This is a genomic window from Aeromicrobium sp. JJY06, assembly GCF_044069275.1.
Classification (GTDB): domain Bacteria; phylum Actinomycetota; class Actinomycetes; order Propionibacteriales; family Nocardioidaceae; genus Aeromicrobium; species Aeromicrobium tamlense.
The window spans coordinates 1-15,290 of sequence record NZ_JBIMRD010000003.1 but is presented as its reverse complement, the minus strand read 5'-3'; the positions used below and the strand labels follow the sequence as shown (position 1 = coordinate 15,290).

Sequence of the window (15,290 nt, the reverse complement as noted above, 5' to 3'; positions counted from 1 at the left end):
GGCGAGACTGACGGCCTGCCCCGCTACCTCGTTACGCGTGCAGTTGGGCGTGCACCTGAGCGTCCTGGACCGCGAGCGCGAACTGACGGCCGCCGACAGACAGGTTGAACGACATCGAGCCGAGGGCCTTCTGGAGCGCCGCCTGATCGAAGCCCGCGGCGCCCGAGAACGTCGGCGTGAAGCCCTTGCCGGTCGTCAGTGCCGCGTACTGGTTGCCGACCGAAACGATCGAGTCGGCAGTGGCGTTAAGGCGCGCCAACTTCGCCGAGTCAGCCAGCAGCGCCCGCATCGTCCGATTGGTCGCACGCGACGGGCCCGCCTTGATGATCTGCTCGAGCAGCCACGGCGATGCGCCTCGCTTGCGCAGGTCGGCGAGCAGGCCCGTGAACTCGGCCGAGTCACGCAGCAGGTTCGACAGCGTCCGCTCCAGACTGGCCGGCGACTTGAACGCATCCGAGCCGAGGCCATCAGCGAACGACGACGCCACCGACTGGCGGTTCTCCTTGTCGCGGGCGGCCTTGTCGATGGCCTCCTGGCGAGCGTCGTCGCGTTCCTTCTTCGCGTCCTCGCGGTCGCGCATCTCCTTGTTGTACTTCGCCGCCGACCAGCCGTTCTTCTTCATGCGGCTACGGATCTTGCGCTGCTCGGCGAGTTCAGCCTCAGCCTCGCGGAGTTCCTGGCGGGCCTCGGTCGCGTAGATTCCGCGCAGCACCTTGCGGCGCCGCTTGCTCTTGCCCTTGCCGACGACCTCGGTCTCGCGAAGGGACCGCTTCAGCTCGCGGACACGAATCCGCATGGCGGTGTACTCGCGAGCGGTCGCAGCCTCCGTGAAGCCACCGTCGGCGAACCACTGAACCGAGCCCCCGAGGCGACCGACAGCCTCCGACGCGATGGCGCGGTTCCGGTCCTTCTTGCCCGGCTTGCCGGAGATGTACGCCTCCCACCCTGTCTCGGGCTCGCCCCACATGACGGTGCCCTGCGAACCGGAACGGATCTGCGGGACGCGCTGCACGGGACGGCCGAACTCGTCAAAGCCGCCGTCGGCGAACCGCTTCCACGTGCCGCCCACCGCCAGGCCCCCGTCTGCACGGCCGTAGAGGTCGTTCATGTTCGGCTTCGCGCCCTTGGTTCGGATGCTGACCGTCGCCGATCGTCCGTCCAGCGACTGGAGCGCGGTACGGGCTGCCGCGATGGCACCTGACGCAGCATCGAAGGCAGCGAGCCGCACGGTGGCCGTCGAGCCGTCGAGCCGGTTCCGCCTGTCGTCGACCTTCTCGATCAGTGGGGTGGCCCGGTCGAGCGCAGCCAAGACGGTCTGCACCTCCTCGGGGGTGAGTTCGTACCGTCGGATGATCTCGTCGAGCTGGAGTTCGGTGGGTTTGTAGCCGAGCAGCTTCAGCTCCGTCTCGACGCCCGGGGGGACGTCCCCGAGTGCGGCGGCGAACTCCTTGGTCGTCTTGATCTCGCCAGCTGTGGCGACCGCGGCATCGCGGGCGCGAGCGCCGGCCTGGCGCCACTTCTCGGCGTTCTCGTCGATGTGGTCGCCGAGGTAGGCCGTGGCGTCGGCGAGGTCGCGGCTGCTGACGCCGAGCCGGTCAGCCTCGGCGTTCAGGTCGCCGGACTTGGCGATGCTCCACAGCTCGTCGAGGCGCGCGGTCACCTCCTGCATGGCGCGACCGCTACCCATCGCGGCATCGGTGAGCGTCTGGAGGTCGATGCCTGCGGTCTTGGCGGCCTCGAGCGGCGTCATGTCCACGGCACCGAAGCCGGTTCCGAATAGGCCCTGCTGGAACGGCTTGGAGAGATCCTTGATCGCCTTCGAGCGGGCGGCCTCGGTCATCTTGCCGGTGGCCTGGTCGTACAGCTCGACCATCGCCGCGATCTCGGCTGCCGCGTCGGCGTGTGCGTCACCGAAGCCCTTCACGAGCCCGATCGCGCCACCGATCGCAGCACCCCACGGACCACCGACACTGAAGCCCACAGCCATGCCGGACAGGGCATCGGTGGCGACCCCAGCGCGCTCGTCGAACTCGCCGATGTCATCTGACAGCGATCCCAGCGCAAGCCCAACACCAAGCGCGCCACCACGAGCCAGCAACGCCTTCTTGGTGGTCTTCTCGTACGAGCCGCCCAAGCTGTCGAAGGTGGTGGCCATCTTCTCGTAGCTGGCGAGAGCCTTCGAGGTCGCCCATGCGCCGCCTCCGACGGCAGCGGTGAGACCGATGGCGCCCATCGTCGCGTCCTTCATGCCCTGAGGCAGTTCGTTGTACGCGTCGGTGAGCCCGGTCAGCATCTGGGTCAGGTCACGCAATGGACCGTCGGTGCCGGCCGCCGTCGTGATGAACGCCGACTCGAGCGCGCCGGTCAGCTCCTCAAAGTCGCCCTTGAGGTTGTCCATCTTCGTGGTGGCCGTCTCGGCGGCGAAACCCTGGTCGTCGACCGCCTTCGTCCAATTGCGGACGCCGACCTCACCCTCGCGATACAGGACGTTCGCGGCCCGGATCGCGTCCGACCCGAACAGGGTCTGCATCGCCGCGGCGCGCTGCTCGTCAGTCATGTCCTTCATGGACGCCTTGAGGCGGCCGGCGTACTCGGCGAGGCCGACAAAGCGGCCCTTGCTGTCGTACGCCGAGAGCCCGAGCTTCTTCATAAGGTCGGAGGCTTCCTTCGACTGCGGGTTGAGCCGTTGCAGCATCGTCTTGAACGACGTGCCGGCATCCGAGCCGAGAAGGCCAGCCTGGGCGAAGGCAGCAAGGCCGCCGGTCGTCTCCTCGAGCGAGAGTCCCGCATCCGAGGCCACCAGACCTGTCTGGTTGAGCGCCTGCCCGAAGTCGGAGATCTCGCCGTTCGCCTTGCCCGCCGCCGCGGCGAGGAGATCCGCGATGTGCGGGACATCCTCACCCTTCAGGCTGAACTGATTCATCGCCTGCGAGGCGTACGCGGCTGCCTCGGCCACTTCGATGTTGCCCGCCGCGGCCATGTCCAGCGCACCCTGGAGGCCGCCGCCGATGACCTCCTTCGCCGAGACGCCGGCCTTGAGCATCTCCTCGATCGCGCCAGCGGCCTCGGTCGCGGAGTACTTCGTCTTCGCGCCCATATCGATCGCGAGGTCGCCGAGCTGCTCTATGTTGGCCGCGGCGTCCTTGCCTGTCGCTTCGACGGCTGACATTGCCTCGTCGAAGTTCGCGAACGCGCGCACCGCGATCGCTCCCAGGGCGCCAGCGCTGAGCCCGACCTTGCCCATCGTTGACGCGAGGTCGTCGAGCGCCGCTCGGTTCTTGGAGAAGTAGCCCGTCGCGGACTTGCCGAAGTCCTCGACGGCGCCCTTCGCCGTCCTCATCCCGTTCACGACGCCTGAGACATTGGCGCCTACTCGAATCACGACACTTCTGTCGGCCATCAGAGTTCTCCTTCGATCTGATGCCCGGTGTCTTGTTATGGATGAACGTCGTCGCTCAATCGGAGCGATGACCAATGGCGACCAGCCGAAGCTCCCCCTTCAGCTGGTCGCCGGACTTCTGGCCGTTAGCCGGAAGTCATGCTCGCCACGCGAGCGTTCGCGGACCGTGCGAGCGTGCGCGCATGCTCGGTCTCGTCCTCGGTGAGTAGGTCCCGATCAATAAGGAGGTCCAAGGTGGCCTTGGCGACGGACAGCAGTCCGGCCTCGAACTCGGGATAGTTGTCGATCGCCTTGCCCAGCAGGACGCCGGCCTCGTCGATCTGGCCGTTCCGCAGAGCGGCGGACAGGACCGAACAGTCGACGATCATCTGCATCTGCCGAGCGACCTCGGCCGCGGTGATCTGGGCGCTCACGAGAGAGCCTCGATATGCGCGCGCGCATCAGCGTTGCGGCGCAACTGGGAGTCCAGATCCACCCGGATGCCGTCACCCCAAAGGAGGCGCGCAGTGGCCTCGGTGTTGGCCTCGTGAGCAGCTGTGAGTGCGTCGAGGTCGGGCACCCACGCGCGGGTTGAGGTGGCGACCCATCGCAGGAAGTCGACTCGGTCGGCGCCTTCTGGCCACCAGCCGGTCCGCGAGGTACCGAACGGGGCAGGCTTGGCCAGGGCAAGCCACTGTGCGTACTCCTGCACGGCGGTCGAGTGTCCGTCCTGCATGCGAAGGGCGGTGTCGCGTCGTCGTTCGATCCAGTACGGCTCGACGTCGATGGCGTCGGCGAACATGCCCGAGACTCCGAGCCGCCACACGCCTGTCATCATCTCGGCGGTGATGCTCGGGGTGTTGGTCCAGTCGGGGTCGGCGTTCTTGACCAGTTCGCGTTGCAGGGCGCGGATGGCGTCGTACCTGCCCACCGCGGCGGTGAGTGCCCTCCACTCCTGGGCGGCCTTGCCTCCGGCGTGGACTGCTTGCTCGACGGTTGCTGGCGCGGAGGCGTCCAGTTTGGCGACTTCGGACATGAGTGCGCGCAGCTCGTCATCGAGGTACGCGAGAGCCGGGGCCGACTCTTCGCGCAGCAACTCCTTGAGTTCGAACTCGGCTCGCGAGCGCACGCTTTCGATCGCATTCTCAAGTTCGCCGATGGCGTTGAAGGCACTCAGCCGTTCGGCATACGCGGCCAGAATTCCTCCGGGCAGTGGGCGCCCCTCGGCAGCCGCCGTCCAGAGGTCCGCGTCAAGGTCGCTCACGGGAAGCTTGGGGCGCGGCCACGCTTTCGCAGTGGCGAGTGCTCGGACGCACTCCGCATAGCCGGGGATGAGGGCGTATGCGGCTTCGCGCAGTTCGGTCACGGTCTGGCTGGTCATCGGCTCTCCTTGGTGTTCAGGTCGGGGGTGAGGACGGCGCTGGCGTCCCCTCGTGTATCTCGGTACTGGGCGCTCGTACGCACGACGTGCGTGCCGCCGTGCTGATCGACGACCAACATGGGCAGTCCGAGGCCGAATACGACCGCCGATCCGGGGTTCGGTAGCCGCTGGTCGATCCACGTGTCTGGGAATCGGTTTCGGCCCTCGGGGGCATCGGGATCGAGTTCGGACGACGCGTTGAGTTGGCGCGCTAGGCGCTTCAGGTTCACGGACTTCATGGCTTTCTCCTGCTCTTGGATCGTTCGCTGGGCGTCATGCCCGCCCACACAGCCGACGGCTCCGGGAACGCGAGCACGTACCTACGGCACGCACCAATGGCCGGACATGCCATGCATCGCCAGCCCGCGGCCTCTTGATCGGCTTGGGCATCGGACAGCCACAAGCTCGGTTCGGACATGCACGGAACGCTCGAGCCGGTGTCCAGCGCATCGGCGATAGCGAGGTACAGGTCGGCGAGTGCGTGAGCGCGACCGGGCTCCTCGATCGCGTTCTTCGGTGGGCGGCTCACGACGTGCCCTCGAGCCTGTGCGAGCAGCGCGTGCAGCAGGGCCCGACGTCCTCGAGCCGGCGGAGCTGGCAGAAGTAGGCACCGCACCCACATGCGTGGCAATCAACGAGCGAGCGAAGGCGGGTCACGAAGCGTCTCCACTGTCAGTGGGTGTCCCATCTGTCCCGTTGTCCCAACCTGAGGGATAGATGACATTCCCCTCTTGGGACAGTGGGACACTTGGGACACCGGCATAGAGGCCACGCGCCGGTCTATGCAGTCGCCCGGCATCGACCAAGCGTGCGAGATAGCGACGAGCATCAGGCACATCGAGTGCCTCCTGAACCTCCCCGGCCGAGACCGCGGTCGGCTGGCTCGTGACGAACTCGATGATCTCCGCGGACCGATCACCCAAGCCGGCCTTGGACTTCACGGCCGAAGCAGCCTGCGCGGCCTCGTGCAGCGAGTTGCCCCGAAGCGTCCACTGGCCGCGGCCGTTCATCGTCACGGCGTACTCGGCCTCGCGCACGTCGCGACCTGTGACCTTGAGGACGCCGTCCTGCTCCTGGCGGTGTCGATCGAGCACGATCAGGAAGTCGCTGGCGCCCGCAAGGCCGTGCGTGCCGCTGACGCTGTCGACGAAGTCCTCGGCGCCGGCCTTTCGGTCGTGGTGCACGGCGATTAGGGTCGAGCCGGGGTGGTCGTCCACGAGCCGCTTGAGCGTCGAGCCGATGCGGTAGTCGCGGGCGTAAGCCGACTCGCCAGGCACTGACGGCGGGGAGACCCTGCCGAGCGTGTCCAGCACGATCAAGCCGTCGTGGTTCCGTTCGAGCCACCACGCCATGAGGCCAACCGCGTCGGCTGGTGTCGTACGGGTCGCGAACTCCATCAGCTTCGGGATGGCCTCACGCTCCAGCAAGAGACGAGCACGGTCCTGTAGGCGTCGGTCGCCGTCCTCGAGAGCGAGATACAGAACTGGGCGCGCCGTGCCGACGTCGACCGTGCCGAAGACCTTCCCGCCGCTCGCGACGGCCAGGATGATCGACAGGGCCGCCCATGACTTGCCGGCCTTCGGCGGACCGACCAGCAGACCGAAGCCCTCGGGGACGATCCCAGGGACGGCCCACCGCAGTGGCGGGAAGTCCTGGGCGTCGAGCCAGTCGCCGCTTCGGATCATCGCGCTGTAGTGCGCGTCGAGGTCGGTCACGCGGCCACCTGCCTCGGGTCGATGAGCCGTGCGCGGATCTCGGCGTCGGTCCACCCTTGTGCCCTCAGTTGGGCAGCGTGGCGAAGAATCCCGGCGGCTGTCAGTCCGTACGCCGTAGGTGTCGACGGACGGGCAGGACGGGTCGGGAACAGCTTCCGGGCCTGGCGCCGCCTGACCCGATCGGCTCGACGGCGGACGGCGCCAGGGTCGGGCAGCTGCGCCCTGATCTCGGACACGATCTCGGCCCGCAAACGAGAATGATCGTCAGTAGAATGGGGGGTAGTTGAGTGGTGGTTGTTCACGGTGCTCTCCTTGAACATGCAGAAGGCCCCCGAGCGATTGGTGCGCTCGGGGGCCTTCTGCTCTTCGGTATTCGGTTGTTATGCGGTCTTGCGACCTTCTGCGAGTACGTTGTCGACGGCGGCATCGCCCGTGGGGTCGGCGTACGTGAGCACCCATGACCGAAACAGCTCGATCTGCTCGCTGACGGGATCTCTGTGCTGCGTGTACTTCGATACGAGCCTTCGGATCTCGGCGGGGTGCAGAGTCAGTCCGTTCGCCTGCGCAACCTTCGCGGCCTCGCGGGCAAGGATCTTCGGATGCAAGAACTCGCGCTCTGAGAACTTCTCCGCTTTGGCCGGCGGGTTCGGCGTGGGGGAGTGCCGAACTGTCACCCGGCGGCCCTTGCTGCCTCCAGCCACGCTTCCACGTCGGCCCTCCGGTACAAGCGTCGGCGGCCGATCTTCGCAGACCGCGGCCCCGTTCCCCGCGTGTGCCAGAAGTGCACCGTCGAAGGAGACGTTCGTGCGATCTCGGCAACTTCCTCGGTGGTGAGCAACTCGTCCATCCGTGACTCCGTACTCTTGTCATGCTCCAACTAACACTTCTAGTTAACCATGATTTCTAGTTGACGGTCAACAACCATCGCTAGTAGTGTCGGCGGCATGGCACCGGCCCCCGCAGACCGCAAGCAGATCGACGTCGAGATCGGCAAGGCGGTCGAGCGCGCTCGCGATCCGTTGTCACAGAAAGAGCTCGCGGATCAGATGCGCGGCCTCGGGCACAAGTGGTCCCAAGCAACGGTGTGGGCGGTGGAGAAGGGCGATCGGCCGCTGAAGTTGAGCGAGGCGTTCGACCTCTCAAACCTGTTTCACATCGCCATCGAGGAACTCCTGGCCTCCGCGGAAGAGACATGGGAGGCGGAATGGGCGATGCGTTCGATCGGATCACGGCTGGAGCACGAGGTTCGAGCCCTGGGGACTGCGGTTGAGCAGTTGCGAGACGTCGCCGAGCAGTTCGAAGTCAACCTGGAGTCGTCTCGCCAGGATCTGCCTGAGTCGAGGCTCACCGCGTTTCGCGAGCTACTCGACGAGAAGCGGCGTGAGATCAGGACGGTGCTGCGCGAGAACCTCTGGCACTTTGGAGACGTCAATGCCGAGTAAGAGCATCGCGAAGCGCGACAGCGGCAAGTGGCGGGCACGGTTCCGCGATGACGCCGGCAAGGAACATGCTCGCCACTTCGACCGGAAGATCGACGCTCAGCAGTGGCTCGACAAGATCACGGCCGACCTTGACCGCGGCACCTATGTCGCACCAAAGGACGCGCGGATCACCGTGGGGGAGTGGTGTGAGCGGTGGCTGGCCGCTTACTCGGTGAACCGAGCGTCGACCGTCCGGCAGGCGCGGACGCACCTTGCCCACATCGAGACTGAGTTCGGCGCCCGTCGGCTCGCGGCTGTGAAGCCGACTGACGTGCGCGCGTGGATCGTGAAGCTCCAGGGCCAGAACCTCTCGCAGTCCTACATCTACGCGCTGCACCGCCGGCTCTCGCAGATCTACACCGACGCCATCCATGACGATCTCGTGGCGAAGAACCCGTGCTCACGCCGGACGTCACCGAAGGCGGGCGGACAGAAGCCCTACGTCGCGACGACGGAACAGGTGTGGGCACTGCACGACGCGATGCCTGAGCACCTGCGAGCCGCGGTCATGCTCGGGGCGTTCGCTGGGCTGCGCACGGCGGAGGTGTGTGGACTCGCGGTCACTGACCTCGACTACATGCGCGGCGTGGTGAAGCCGCGGGCGCAGTACCCCGACGAACCCCTCAAGACCGAGGCGTCGAAGACTCCCGTCCCGATTCCCAGGTCGCTGGCGACGATCCTGTCGACCCACGCCGGCAGCCACGCGAGCCGCGGCGGACACCTCTTCCGTAACGAGTGGACCGACCAGCTCGCGCCCCGCGTCCTCGATCGGGCATTCCGCAACGCGCGCGAGGTCGTGGCCGTGTCGCATGGCCTGCCGCTCGAGTTCCGGTTCCACGACCTGCGCCACTACTACGCCTCGCTGCTGATCGCGTCGGGCGCCGACGTGAAGGTCGTCCAGGCGCGACTGCGTCACAAGTCGGCGAAGACGACGCTCGACGTCTACGGCCACCTCTGGCCGGACTCTGACGACAGCACAAGGGCCGCGATCGACGGTGTGATCGCGGCCCAGGTGCCAGACGTTGCGGACTATTTGCGGACTGGCAGGGAGGTCACAGCGTGAAATCCCTGCCGTTCCAGTCCTCGACTGTCAGATGTCGTAGTACAGCTCGAACTCGTGCGGGTGCGGGCGCAGCTGGATCGGGAGGATCTCCTCGTTGCGCTTGTAGTCGATCCACGTCTCGATCAGGTCGGGCGTGAACACGTCGCCGACGGTCAGGAACTCGTGGTCGGCCTCAAGCGCGTCGAGCACGGCACCGAGCGAGGTCGGGACCATGTCGATCTCCGCGTACTCCTCCGGCGGGAGCTCGTAGATGTTCTTGTCGATCGGGGCCGGCGGCTCGATCTTGTTCTTGATGCCGTCGATGCCGGCGAGCAGCAGCGCGGAGAACGCCAGATAGGGGTTGCTCGACGGGTCGGGGCAGCGGAACTCGATGCGCTTGGCCTTGGCGTTGGCGCCGGTGATCGGGATGCGGACGCAGGCCGAGCGGTTGCGGGCCGAGTAGACGAGCGCGATCGGGGCCTCGAAGCCCGGCACCAGGCGGTGGTAGGAGTTCACCGACGGGTTGGTGAACGCCAGCAGCGACGGGGCGTGCTTCAGGATGCCGCCGATGTACCAGCGGGCCGTGTCGGACAGGCCACCGTAGCCGGACTCGTCGTAGAACAGCGGCTCGCCGTTGTTCCAGATCGACTGGTGCACGTGCATGCCCGAGCCGTTGTCGCCGAAGATCGGCTTCGGCATGAACGTCACGGTCTTGTCGTTCGCCCACGCGGTGTTGCGCACGAGGTACTTGAACTTCATCGTGTCGTCCGCGGCCTTGAGCAGCGTGTCGAACTTGTAGTTGATCTCGGCCTGGCCGGCGGTGCCGACCTCGTGGTGGCCGCGCTCGAGGACCAGGCCTGCGTTCGACAGGTGGGTCATCATGTCGTTGCGCAGGTCGGCGAAGCGGTCGGTGGGCTGGACGGGGAAGTAGCCGCCCTTGTAGCGCACCTTGTAGCCGCGGTTCTCGTGCAACTCGTCGCCGGTGGACCAGGCGGACTCGGCCGACTGGATCTCGTAGTAGCTCTTGTGGGCGCTGGTGCCGTAGGAGACGCGGTCGAAGATGTAGAACTCGGCCTCGGGCGCGAAGAACGCGGTGTCGCCGATGCCGGTGGTCTTCAGGTAGGCCTCGGCCTTGCGGGCGATGTTGCGCGGGTCTCGCGAGTAGGCCTCGCCGGTGATCGGGTCGTGGACGAAGAAGTCCATCGCGATCGTCTTGGGGTTGCGGAAGGGGTCGACGTACGCCGTGCCGTAGTCCGGCAGCAGCTTCATGTCCGACTGGTCGATGGTCTGGAAGCCGCGGATCGACGAGCCGTCGAACGCGACGCCCTCGGCGGCGGTTCCCTCGTCGAACGCCGAGATCGGCATCGTGACCTGCTGCTGGATGCCCGGGAGGTCGGTGAATCGGATGTCGATGTACTCGACGCCCTCGTCCCGGACAAACTTGAAGAACTCGTCGGCATTGCCGAACATTGGGCCTCCTCGACCGCGGTGCGGCTGGTAGATCGGTGCGGACAGCATCTCCCTGCGTCCACCTAGAGGCTAGGTCGGGGCAGTTTCCCGTCCATCACCGGATTGTTACATGCAGGTTACGCGTTTGCAGGTCGGTGCCGAGGCGCCGGGTGTGAGGCTCGAAGGGCACGCCGACGGACCCTCGCGGGCTGGAAATCCGGGCGGAATCGGTCGTGGGGGCGCGGCTCAGTACTTCGGGTCGGCGTAGAAGACGACGTTCGACGTGTGTCGCTTCACGATGTGCACGCCGCGCGGATGGGCCATCCCGCCGCCGGAGGACACGTTGCCCTCGACCGTCCACACGTAGTCGCCCTGGTGCTTCGCGACGATGCCGACGTGCGACGCGGTGCCCTTGCTGAAGTAGCCGATGTAGGCGAGACGGCCGACGCGCGGCGTCTGCGAGGTGCGGCCGCGCTTGCGCTCCGCCTTGAGCAGCGAGCCGAAGGACTTGGCCTTGATCACCGAGCCAGGCTTGTCGGCCGCGTACGCGAGCCAGGAGACGAAGAAGCCGCACCACGGGTCGTAGGCGCCCGTGCGCTTGATCCACCGGTTGTACTTGCTCTTGCGCGGCTTGGGCTCGCGGTAGCCCACCTGTGAGCGGGCGACGGCGACGAGGTCGGCGGCGCCGAGCTTGGGCGAGACGGCCGACGTGACGGTCTTCTTGGCCTTCTTGTTCACGTAGACCGCGCCGGTGCGGAACTGCTGCAGGCAGGCGCCCTCGGGCAGGCCGCAGCGCAGGTCGCCGGTCGGGGCGCCCAGCGATCCGCCTGCGCCCCCGCGAGCGCGCATCTGCTTGAGAGCGTGGGTGCGCACGACCGACGTGCGGCCGCCGTACTGGAGGAGCGTGGCCTTCGTGTACTCGCGGTAGACGTAGTTCCTGGCGCGCTTGACGCCGCCCTTCGGCGAGCCGAGCAGGAACGACATCGCCTTCTCGCGGCTGGCGAGCGAGCGCTTCCCGTACGTGCGCTTCACCGTGATCTTGGGGGAGTAGCGGTGGCGGCTGACGATGGCGCGGTACTTCCCGCTCTTGGGCACCTTCGGCATCCACGAGTACCAGCCCTTGGCCGAGGTGCGCACCGTGGCGACCTTCACGCGGCCGTTCTTCGTGTCGCGGTAGATCCGGACTTTAGTGCGCGCGTGCGGCTTGCCACTGGTGGTGAGGACGCGGCCGCGGAGCCAGAAGTTCTCGCGGGTGAGCACGCGGGTGTCGGCGCCGCTGTTGATGCGGATGCTGACCCAGCGGCCGGACTTCGCGGGGGCGTTCACCGAGGGCGCGGAGGCAGCGGTGGCGGCGGGGGCGCGGGACGCGGTGACTCGGCGGGCGGGCGCGGCGGATGCCGCTGCGGCGGGCTCTGCGGCTGGCTCGGACGCCTCAGGCGACCCGGTCTCCGGCTCGGCCACGTCCTCCGGCTCGGCGGGCTCCGACGTCACCTCGGCCGACGGCGCGACCTCGGGTTCGGGCTCCACCGACTCGGCATGACTGGGCAGGGCGATCAGTGAGAGGACGAGGGCGAGGGCCATGGCCGTGCTTCCCCGACGAGCAACGCGCACCATGCGAAAAGGGTGCAACACTTCTGGCCCATCCGCATCTGCCGTCCCCTCGATCCCGCTCAGAAGAGCGTCTGTCCACAGCGGTGGGACGACCCCTTGCGCCGGTCACGGCGAGCCCGGCAGGATGCGGCGCAGTCTGGACGGCTTTCGGGGGGAAGCATGGATGTCTTGGGGGACCGTGTGAGGGCCTTGGTGCGCGAACGGCGCATCGACCCACGCACGGACATCGACGCCGTGCGTCGCGCGGCCGCGGAGGCGGTCGCCGAGCACGAGCAGCGCAGTCTCACGGGAGCCGTCCGGGCGCTCGAGGAGCCCGACCACGTCGTCGGCCAGCTCGTGGCCGACCTGGTCGGCTTCGGGCCGCTGCAGCGCTTCCTCGACGATCCCGAGGTCGAGGAGCTCTGGATCAACGAGCCCGAGCGCGTCTTCGTGGCCCGCGCCGGGCGTCACGAGCTGACCTCGGTGATGCTCACGGCGGCGCAGGTGCGCGAGCTCGTCGAGCGGATGCTGTCCTCCAGTGGACGACGTCTCGACCTCAGCCAGCCGTTCGTCGACGCCATGCTGCCGGGCGGGCACCGCCTGCACGTCGTGCTCGACGGCATCACGCGCGGCTTCACGGCCGTCAACATCCGGAAGTTCGTCGCGAAGGCCGGCGGGCTCGACGACCTCGTCGCGCTCGGCACCATCGACGACCGCGCGGCGGCGTTCCTCACGTCGTGCGTCCAGGCCGGGCTCAACATCGTCGTCAGCGGAGGCACCCAGGCGGGCAAGACGACCCTCCTGAACTGCCTCGCAGCAGCCATCCCCGGCACCCAGCGACTGGTGTCCGTCGAGGAGGTCTTCGAGCTCAAGACGTCGCACCCCGACTGGGTCGCGATGCAGACCCGCCAGGCGGGCCTCGAGGGAACCGGCGAGATCACCCTGCGGATGCTGGTCAAGGAGGCACTGAGGATGCGGCCGAACCGGATCATCGTCGGCGAGGTCCGCGCCGAGGAGGCGCTGGACCTGCTTCTCGCCCTCAACTCCGGGTTGCCGGGCATGGCGTCCATCCACGCGAACTCGGCGAAGCAGGCGCTGGTGAAGCTCTGCACGCTGCCCCTGCTCGCCGGCGAGAACGTCTCCGCCGGCTTCGTCGTTCCCACCGTCGCCACCGCGGTCGACATCGTCGTGCACACCGGGATCGACACGTCGGGCCGCCGCGCGGTGCGCGAGATCGTCGCCACCACCGGGCGCTCCGAGAACGGGATCATCGAGGCCGAGCCGATCTTCGTCCGCCGAGCCGGGGTGCTCGAGAGGGGCGCCGGCACGCCGCAGCGCCACGAGGCCTTCGAGGCCGCTGGGATCGACCCGGGAGCGCTGTGGGAACGCTGATCGGGCTGACCTTCGGGATCGGCCTGCTGCTCATGGCCGAGAGCTGGAACCCGAGGCCGAGCCGGCCCCAGCGCGCCGTGCGGCGGCACCCGCTCGAGTCGCTGCTGCTCCGCGCCGGGATGCCCGATGTCGCCCCGCGCACGGTCGTCGTCGCCGCCGTCGCCGCGGCAGCGGTCGCCGGGACGGCGGCTGGTGCGGTCACGTCGGTTCCGGTCATGGCCCTGCTCGCCGGCGCCGCGGCCGCGTGGACGCCGTTCGCCGTGGTCCGCTCGCGAGCCGCCCGACGGCAGCGCGAGCATGCGGAGGCCTGGCCCGATGCCGTCGACCATCTCGCCTCGGCCGTGCGCGCGGGCCTGTCTCTCCCCGAGGCGCTCATCCAGCTGGGGCAGCGCGGTCCCGAGCCCTTGCGGGACCCGTTCACCCAGTTCGGCCGCGACTACGGCTCGTCAGGGCGGTTCGCCGAGAGCCTCGACCGGCTGAAGGCACGGCTCGCAGATCCCGTCGGCGACCGCGTCGTGGAGGCACTCCGGATCGCGCGCGAGGTTGGCGGGGGAGATCTCGGACGGCTGCTGCGGTCGCTCTCGGGCTTCCTGCGCGACGACCTGCGCACCCGCGGCGAGATCGAGTCGCGGCAGTCCTGGACCATCGGCGCCGCCCGGCTGGCCGTCGCCGCGCCGTGGCTGGTGCTGCTGACCATGAGCCTCCAGCGCGACGTCATCGCGAGGTTCGCCACGCCGTCGGGGGTCGCACTGCTCGTGGCCGGGGCCGGCACGTGCCTCGTCGCCTACCGGCTCATGCTGCGCCTCGGCCGGCTGCCCACCGAGCAGAGGATCCTCGCGTGACCGGCGCCGTCGTGGCGGCAATGCTCACGACCGGCCTCCTGCTCGTCGTCGACGGGTGGCGGCGTGCTCGCCGTCCCTCCCTCGCGGATCGCGTCGTGCCGTACGTCAGGGATGTCCACCCGGCTGCGGCAGAGGTCCCGACGGGTCGTCTGATCGAGCAGCTCGTGGGCCCGACGTGGCGGCGGCTGACTCGTTCCATCGGCGAGTCGCTGGGCAGCAACGCCGCCATCACTCGCCGGCTGCGTCGCTGCGCGAGCGATGACGACGTCGAGGACTTCCGGGTCCGCCAGGCCACGTGGGGCGCGATCGGGCTCGCGATCGCCGTCGCCGTCTCGCTGCTGGCGTGGTCGGCGGCGCACCCGCCGGTCGTGGCGCTGCTGCTGTGGTGCGGAGCCGGACTCGTCGGCGGCTGCCTCGCCTGCGACCAGGCGCTCTCCTCGCAGGTCCGCCGGCACGAGACCCGGATGCGTGCCGAGTTCCCGACCATCGCCGACCTGCTCGCGCTGTCGGTCGCCGCAGGGGAGAGCCCCGTCGCCGCGATCGAGCGCGTGAGCCGCGTCAGCCACGGCGCCCTGTCACTGGAGCTCGGCCGCGTGCTGGCCGACGTTCGTGCCGGCGCCACGGTCGTCGATGCCCTCGACGTGCTTGCAGCGCGCACGGGAGTCCTGAGCGTGGCGCGCTTCGCGGAGGCGCTCGCGGTCGCGATCGACCGGGGGACACCGCTGATCGACGTGCTCCACGCCCAAGCGGCCGACGTCCGCGAGACCGCTCGCCGCGAGCTCATCGAGTCGGGCGGACGTCGCGAGATCGCGATGATGGTGCCGGTCGTCTTCCTGATCCTCCCGGTCACGATCGCCTACACCATCTGAGCAATGTACGTAGAATGAGAAACATGTCGAAGCGTGCCAAGCGAGCTGTGATCTACACCCGCATCTCTCGCGATGACACAGGAGAAGGCGTTGCCAACGATAGGCAGCGCG

15 protein-coding genes are annotated in these 15,290 nt (G+C 68.1%); 5 read left to right on the top strand and 10 right to left on the bottom strand.

The window, feature by feature from the left end; all coding sequences use genetic code 11:
- Positions 1-31: 31 nt before the first annotated feature.
- The 8 genes from ACGWYL_RS15970 to ACGWYL_RS15935 all read right to left on the bottom strand — a co-directional run bounded on the left by ACGWYL_RS15970 (position 32) and on the right by ACGWYL_RS15935 (position 7,361).
- Positions 32-3,400: a phage tail tape measure protein gene (locus ACGWYL_RS15970; RefSeq protein ID WP_395487688.1), complete on the bottom strand. Its 3,369-nt coding sequence runs from the start codon at positions 3,398-3,400 to the stop codon at positions 32-34.
- Between the two features lie 125 nt (positions 3,401-3,525).
- A complete protein-coding gene (locus ACGWYL_RS15965) occupies positions 3,526-3,813 on the bottom strand; it encodes a hypothetical protein (RefSeq protein WP_395487687.1) in 288 nt (95 codons plus the stop codon).
- Entirely contained in the window at positions 3,810-4,760 is a 951-nt protein-coding gene (locus tag ACGWYL_RS15960; protein WP_395487686.1) for a hypothetical protein, read from the bottom strand. The genes ACGWYL_RS15965 and ACGWYL_RS15960 overlap by 4 nt, the downstream gene beginning before the upstream one ends.
- Positions 4,757-5,038 carry a hypothetical protein gene (locus tag ACGWYL_RS15955; protein WP_395487685.1) on the bottom strand — a complete coding sequence of 94 codons (282 nt, stop codon included), beginning with the start codon at positions 5,036-5,038 and terminating at the stop codon, positions 4,757-4,759. Before ACGWYL_RS15955 ends, ACGWYL_RS15960 begins: the two co-directional genes overlap by 4 nt.
- Positions 5,035-5,217, bottom strand: a complete 183-nt coding sequence (locus ACGWYL_RS15950) for a WhiB family transcriptional regulator (protein WP_395487716.1) — start codon at positions 5,215-5,217, stop codon at positions 5,035-5,037. The genes ACGWYL_RS15955 and ACGWYL_RS15950 overlap by 4 nt, the downstream gene beginning before the upstream one ends.
- Before the next feature lie 235 nt (positions 5,218-5,452).
- Complete coding sequence (locus tag ACGWYL_RS15945) at positions 5,453-6,514, bottom strand: AAA family ATPase (RefSeq protein ID WP_395487684.1); 1,062 nt, start codon at positions 6,512-6,514, stop codon at positions 5,453-5,455.
- A 380-nt stretch (positions 6,515-6,894) separates the two neighbouring features.
- Positions 6,895-7,215, bottom strand: coding sequence for a hypothetical protein (locus ACGWYL_RS15940; protein ID WP_395487683.1), 321 nt, complete (start codon positions 7,213-7,215; stop codon positions 6,895-6,897).
- Positions 7,185-7,361, bottom strand: coding sequence for a helix-turn-helix transcriptional regulator (locus ACGWYL_RS15935; RefSeq protein WP_395487682.1), 177 nt, complete (start codon positions 7,359-7,361; stop codon positions 7,185-7,187). The genes ACGWYL_RS15940 and ACGWYL_RS15935 overlap by 31 nt, the downstream gene beginning before the upstream one ends.
- 97 nt (positions 7,362-7,458) lie before the next feature.
- Here ACGWYL_RS15935 and ACGWYL_RS15930 point away from each other — a divergent pair, with 97 nt between their 5' ends.
- Together ACGWYL_RS15930 and ACGWYL_RS15925 are read left to right on the top strand one after the other, a co-directional pair.
- The gene (locus ACGWYL_RS15930; RefSeq protein WP_395487681.1) at positions 7,459-7,956 is read left to right on the top strand and encodes a hypothetical protein; all 498 of its coding nucleotides are present in this window, start codon (positions 7,459-7,461) and stop codon (positions 7,954-7,956) included.
- Positions 7,946-9,058 (top strand): tyrosine-type recombinase/integrase, encoded by a 1,113-nt coding sequence (locus ACGWYL_RS15925; protein WP_395487680.1) that lies wholly within the window; start codon positions 7,946-7,948, stop codon positions 9,056-9,058. Before ACGWYL_RS15930 ends, ACGWYL_RS15925 begins: the two co-directional genes overlap by 11 nt.
- Positions 9,059-9,085: 27 nt before the next feature.
- Here ACGWYL_RS15925 and glnA read toward each other — a convergent pair whose 3' ends face one another.
- Both glnA and ACGWYL_RS15915 read right to left on the bottom strand, forming a co-directional pair.
- Positions 9,086-10,507, bottom strand: a complete 1,422-nt coding sequence (glnA, locus tag ACGWYL_RS15920; protein WP_179424031.1) for a type I glutamate--ammonia ligase — start codon at positions 10,505-10,507, stop codon at positions 9,086-9,088.
- Between the two features lie 225 nt (positions 10,508-10,732).
- A complete protein-coding gene (locus ACGWYL_RS15915; protein ID WP_395487679.1) occupies positions 10,733-12,067 on the bottom strand; it encodes a CHAP domain-containing protein in 1,335 nt (444 codons plus the stop codon).
- Between the two features lie 222 nt (positions 12,068-12,289).
- On the opposite strand from ACGWYL_RS15915, the gene ACGWYL_RS15910 reads away from it, so the two are divergent.
- Genes ACGWYL_RS15910 through ACGWYL_RS15900 form a run of 3 tightly spaced genes read left to right on the top strand, consistent with a single transcriptional unit; the run spans position 12,290 to position 15,179 of the window.
- Positions 12,290-13,468: a CpaF family protein gene (locus tag ACGWYL_RS15910; RefSeq protein WP_395487678.1), complete on the top strand. Its 1,179-nt coding sequence runs from the start codon at positions 12,290-12,292 to the stop codon at positions 13,466-13,468.
- Positions 13,456-14,310 (top strand): type II secretion system F family protein, encoded by an 855-nt coding sequence (locus ACGWYL_RS15905; RefSeq protein WP_269302729.1) that lies wholly within the window; start codon positions 13,456-13,458, stop codon positions 14,308-14,310. Before ACGWYL_RS15910 ends, ACGWYL_RS15905 begins: the two co-directional genes overlap by 13 nt.
- Positions 14,307-15,179, top strand: a complete 873-nt coding sequence (locus ACGWYL_RS15900; protein ID WP_395487677.1) for a type II secretion system F family protein — start codon at positions 14,307-14,309, stop codon at positions 15,177-15,179. The genes ACGWYL_RS15905 and ACGWYL_RS15900 overlap by 4 nt, the downstream gene beginning before the upstream one ends.
- The last annotated feature ends 111 nt before the right edge of the window (positions 15,180-15,290 follow it).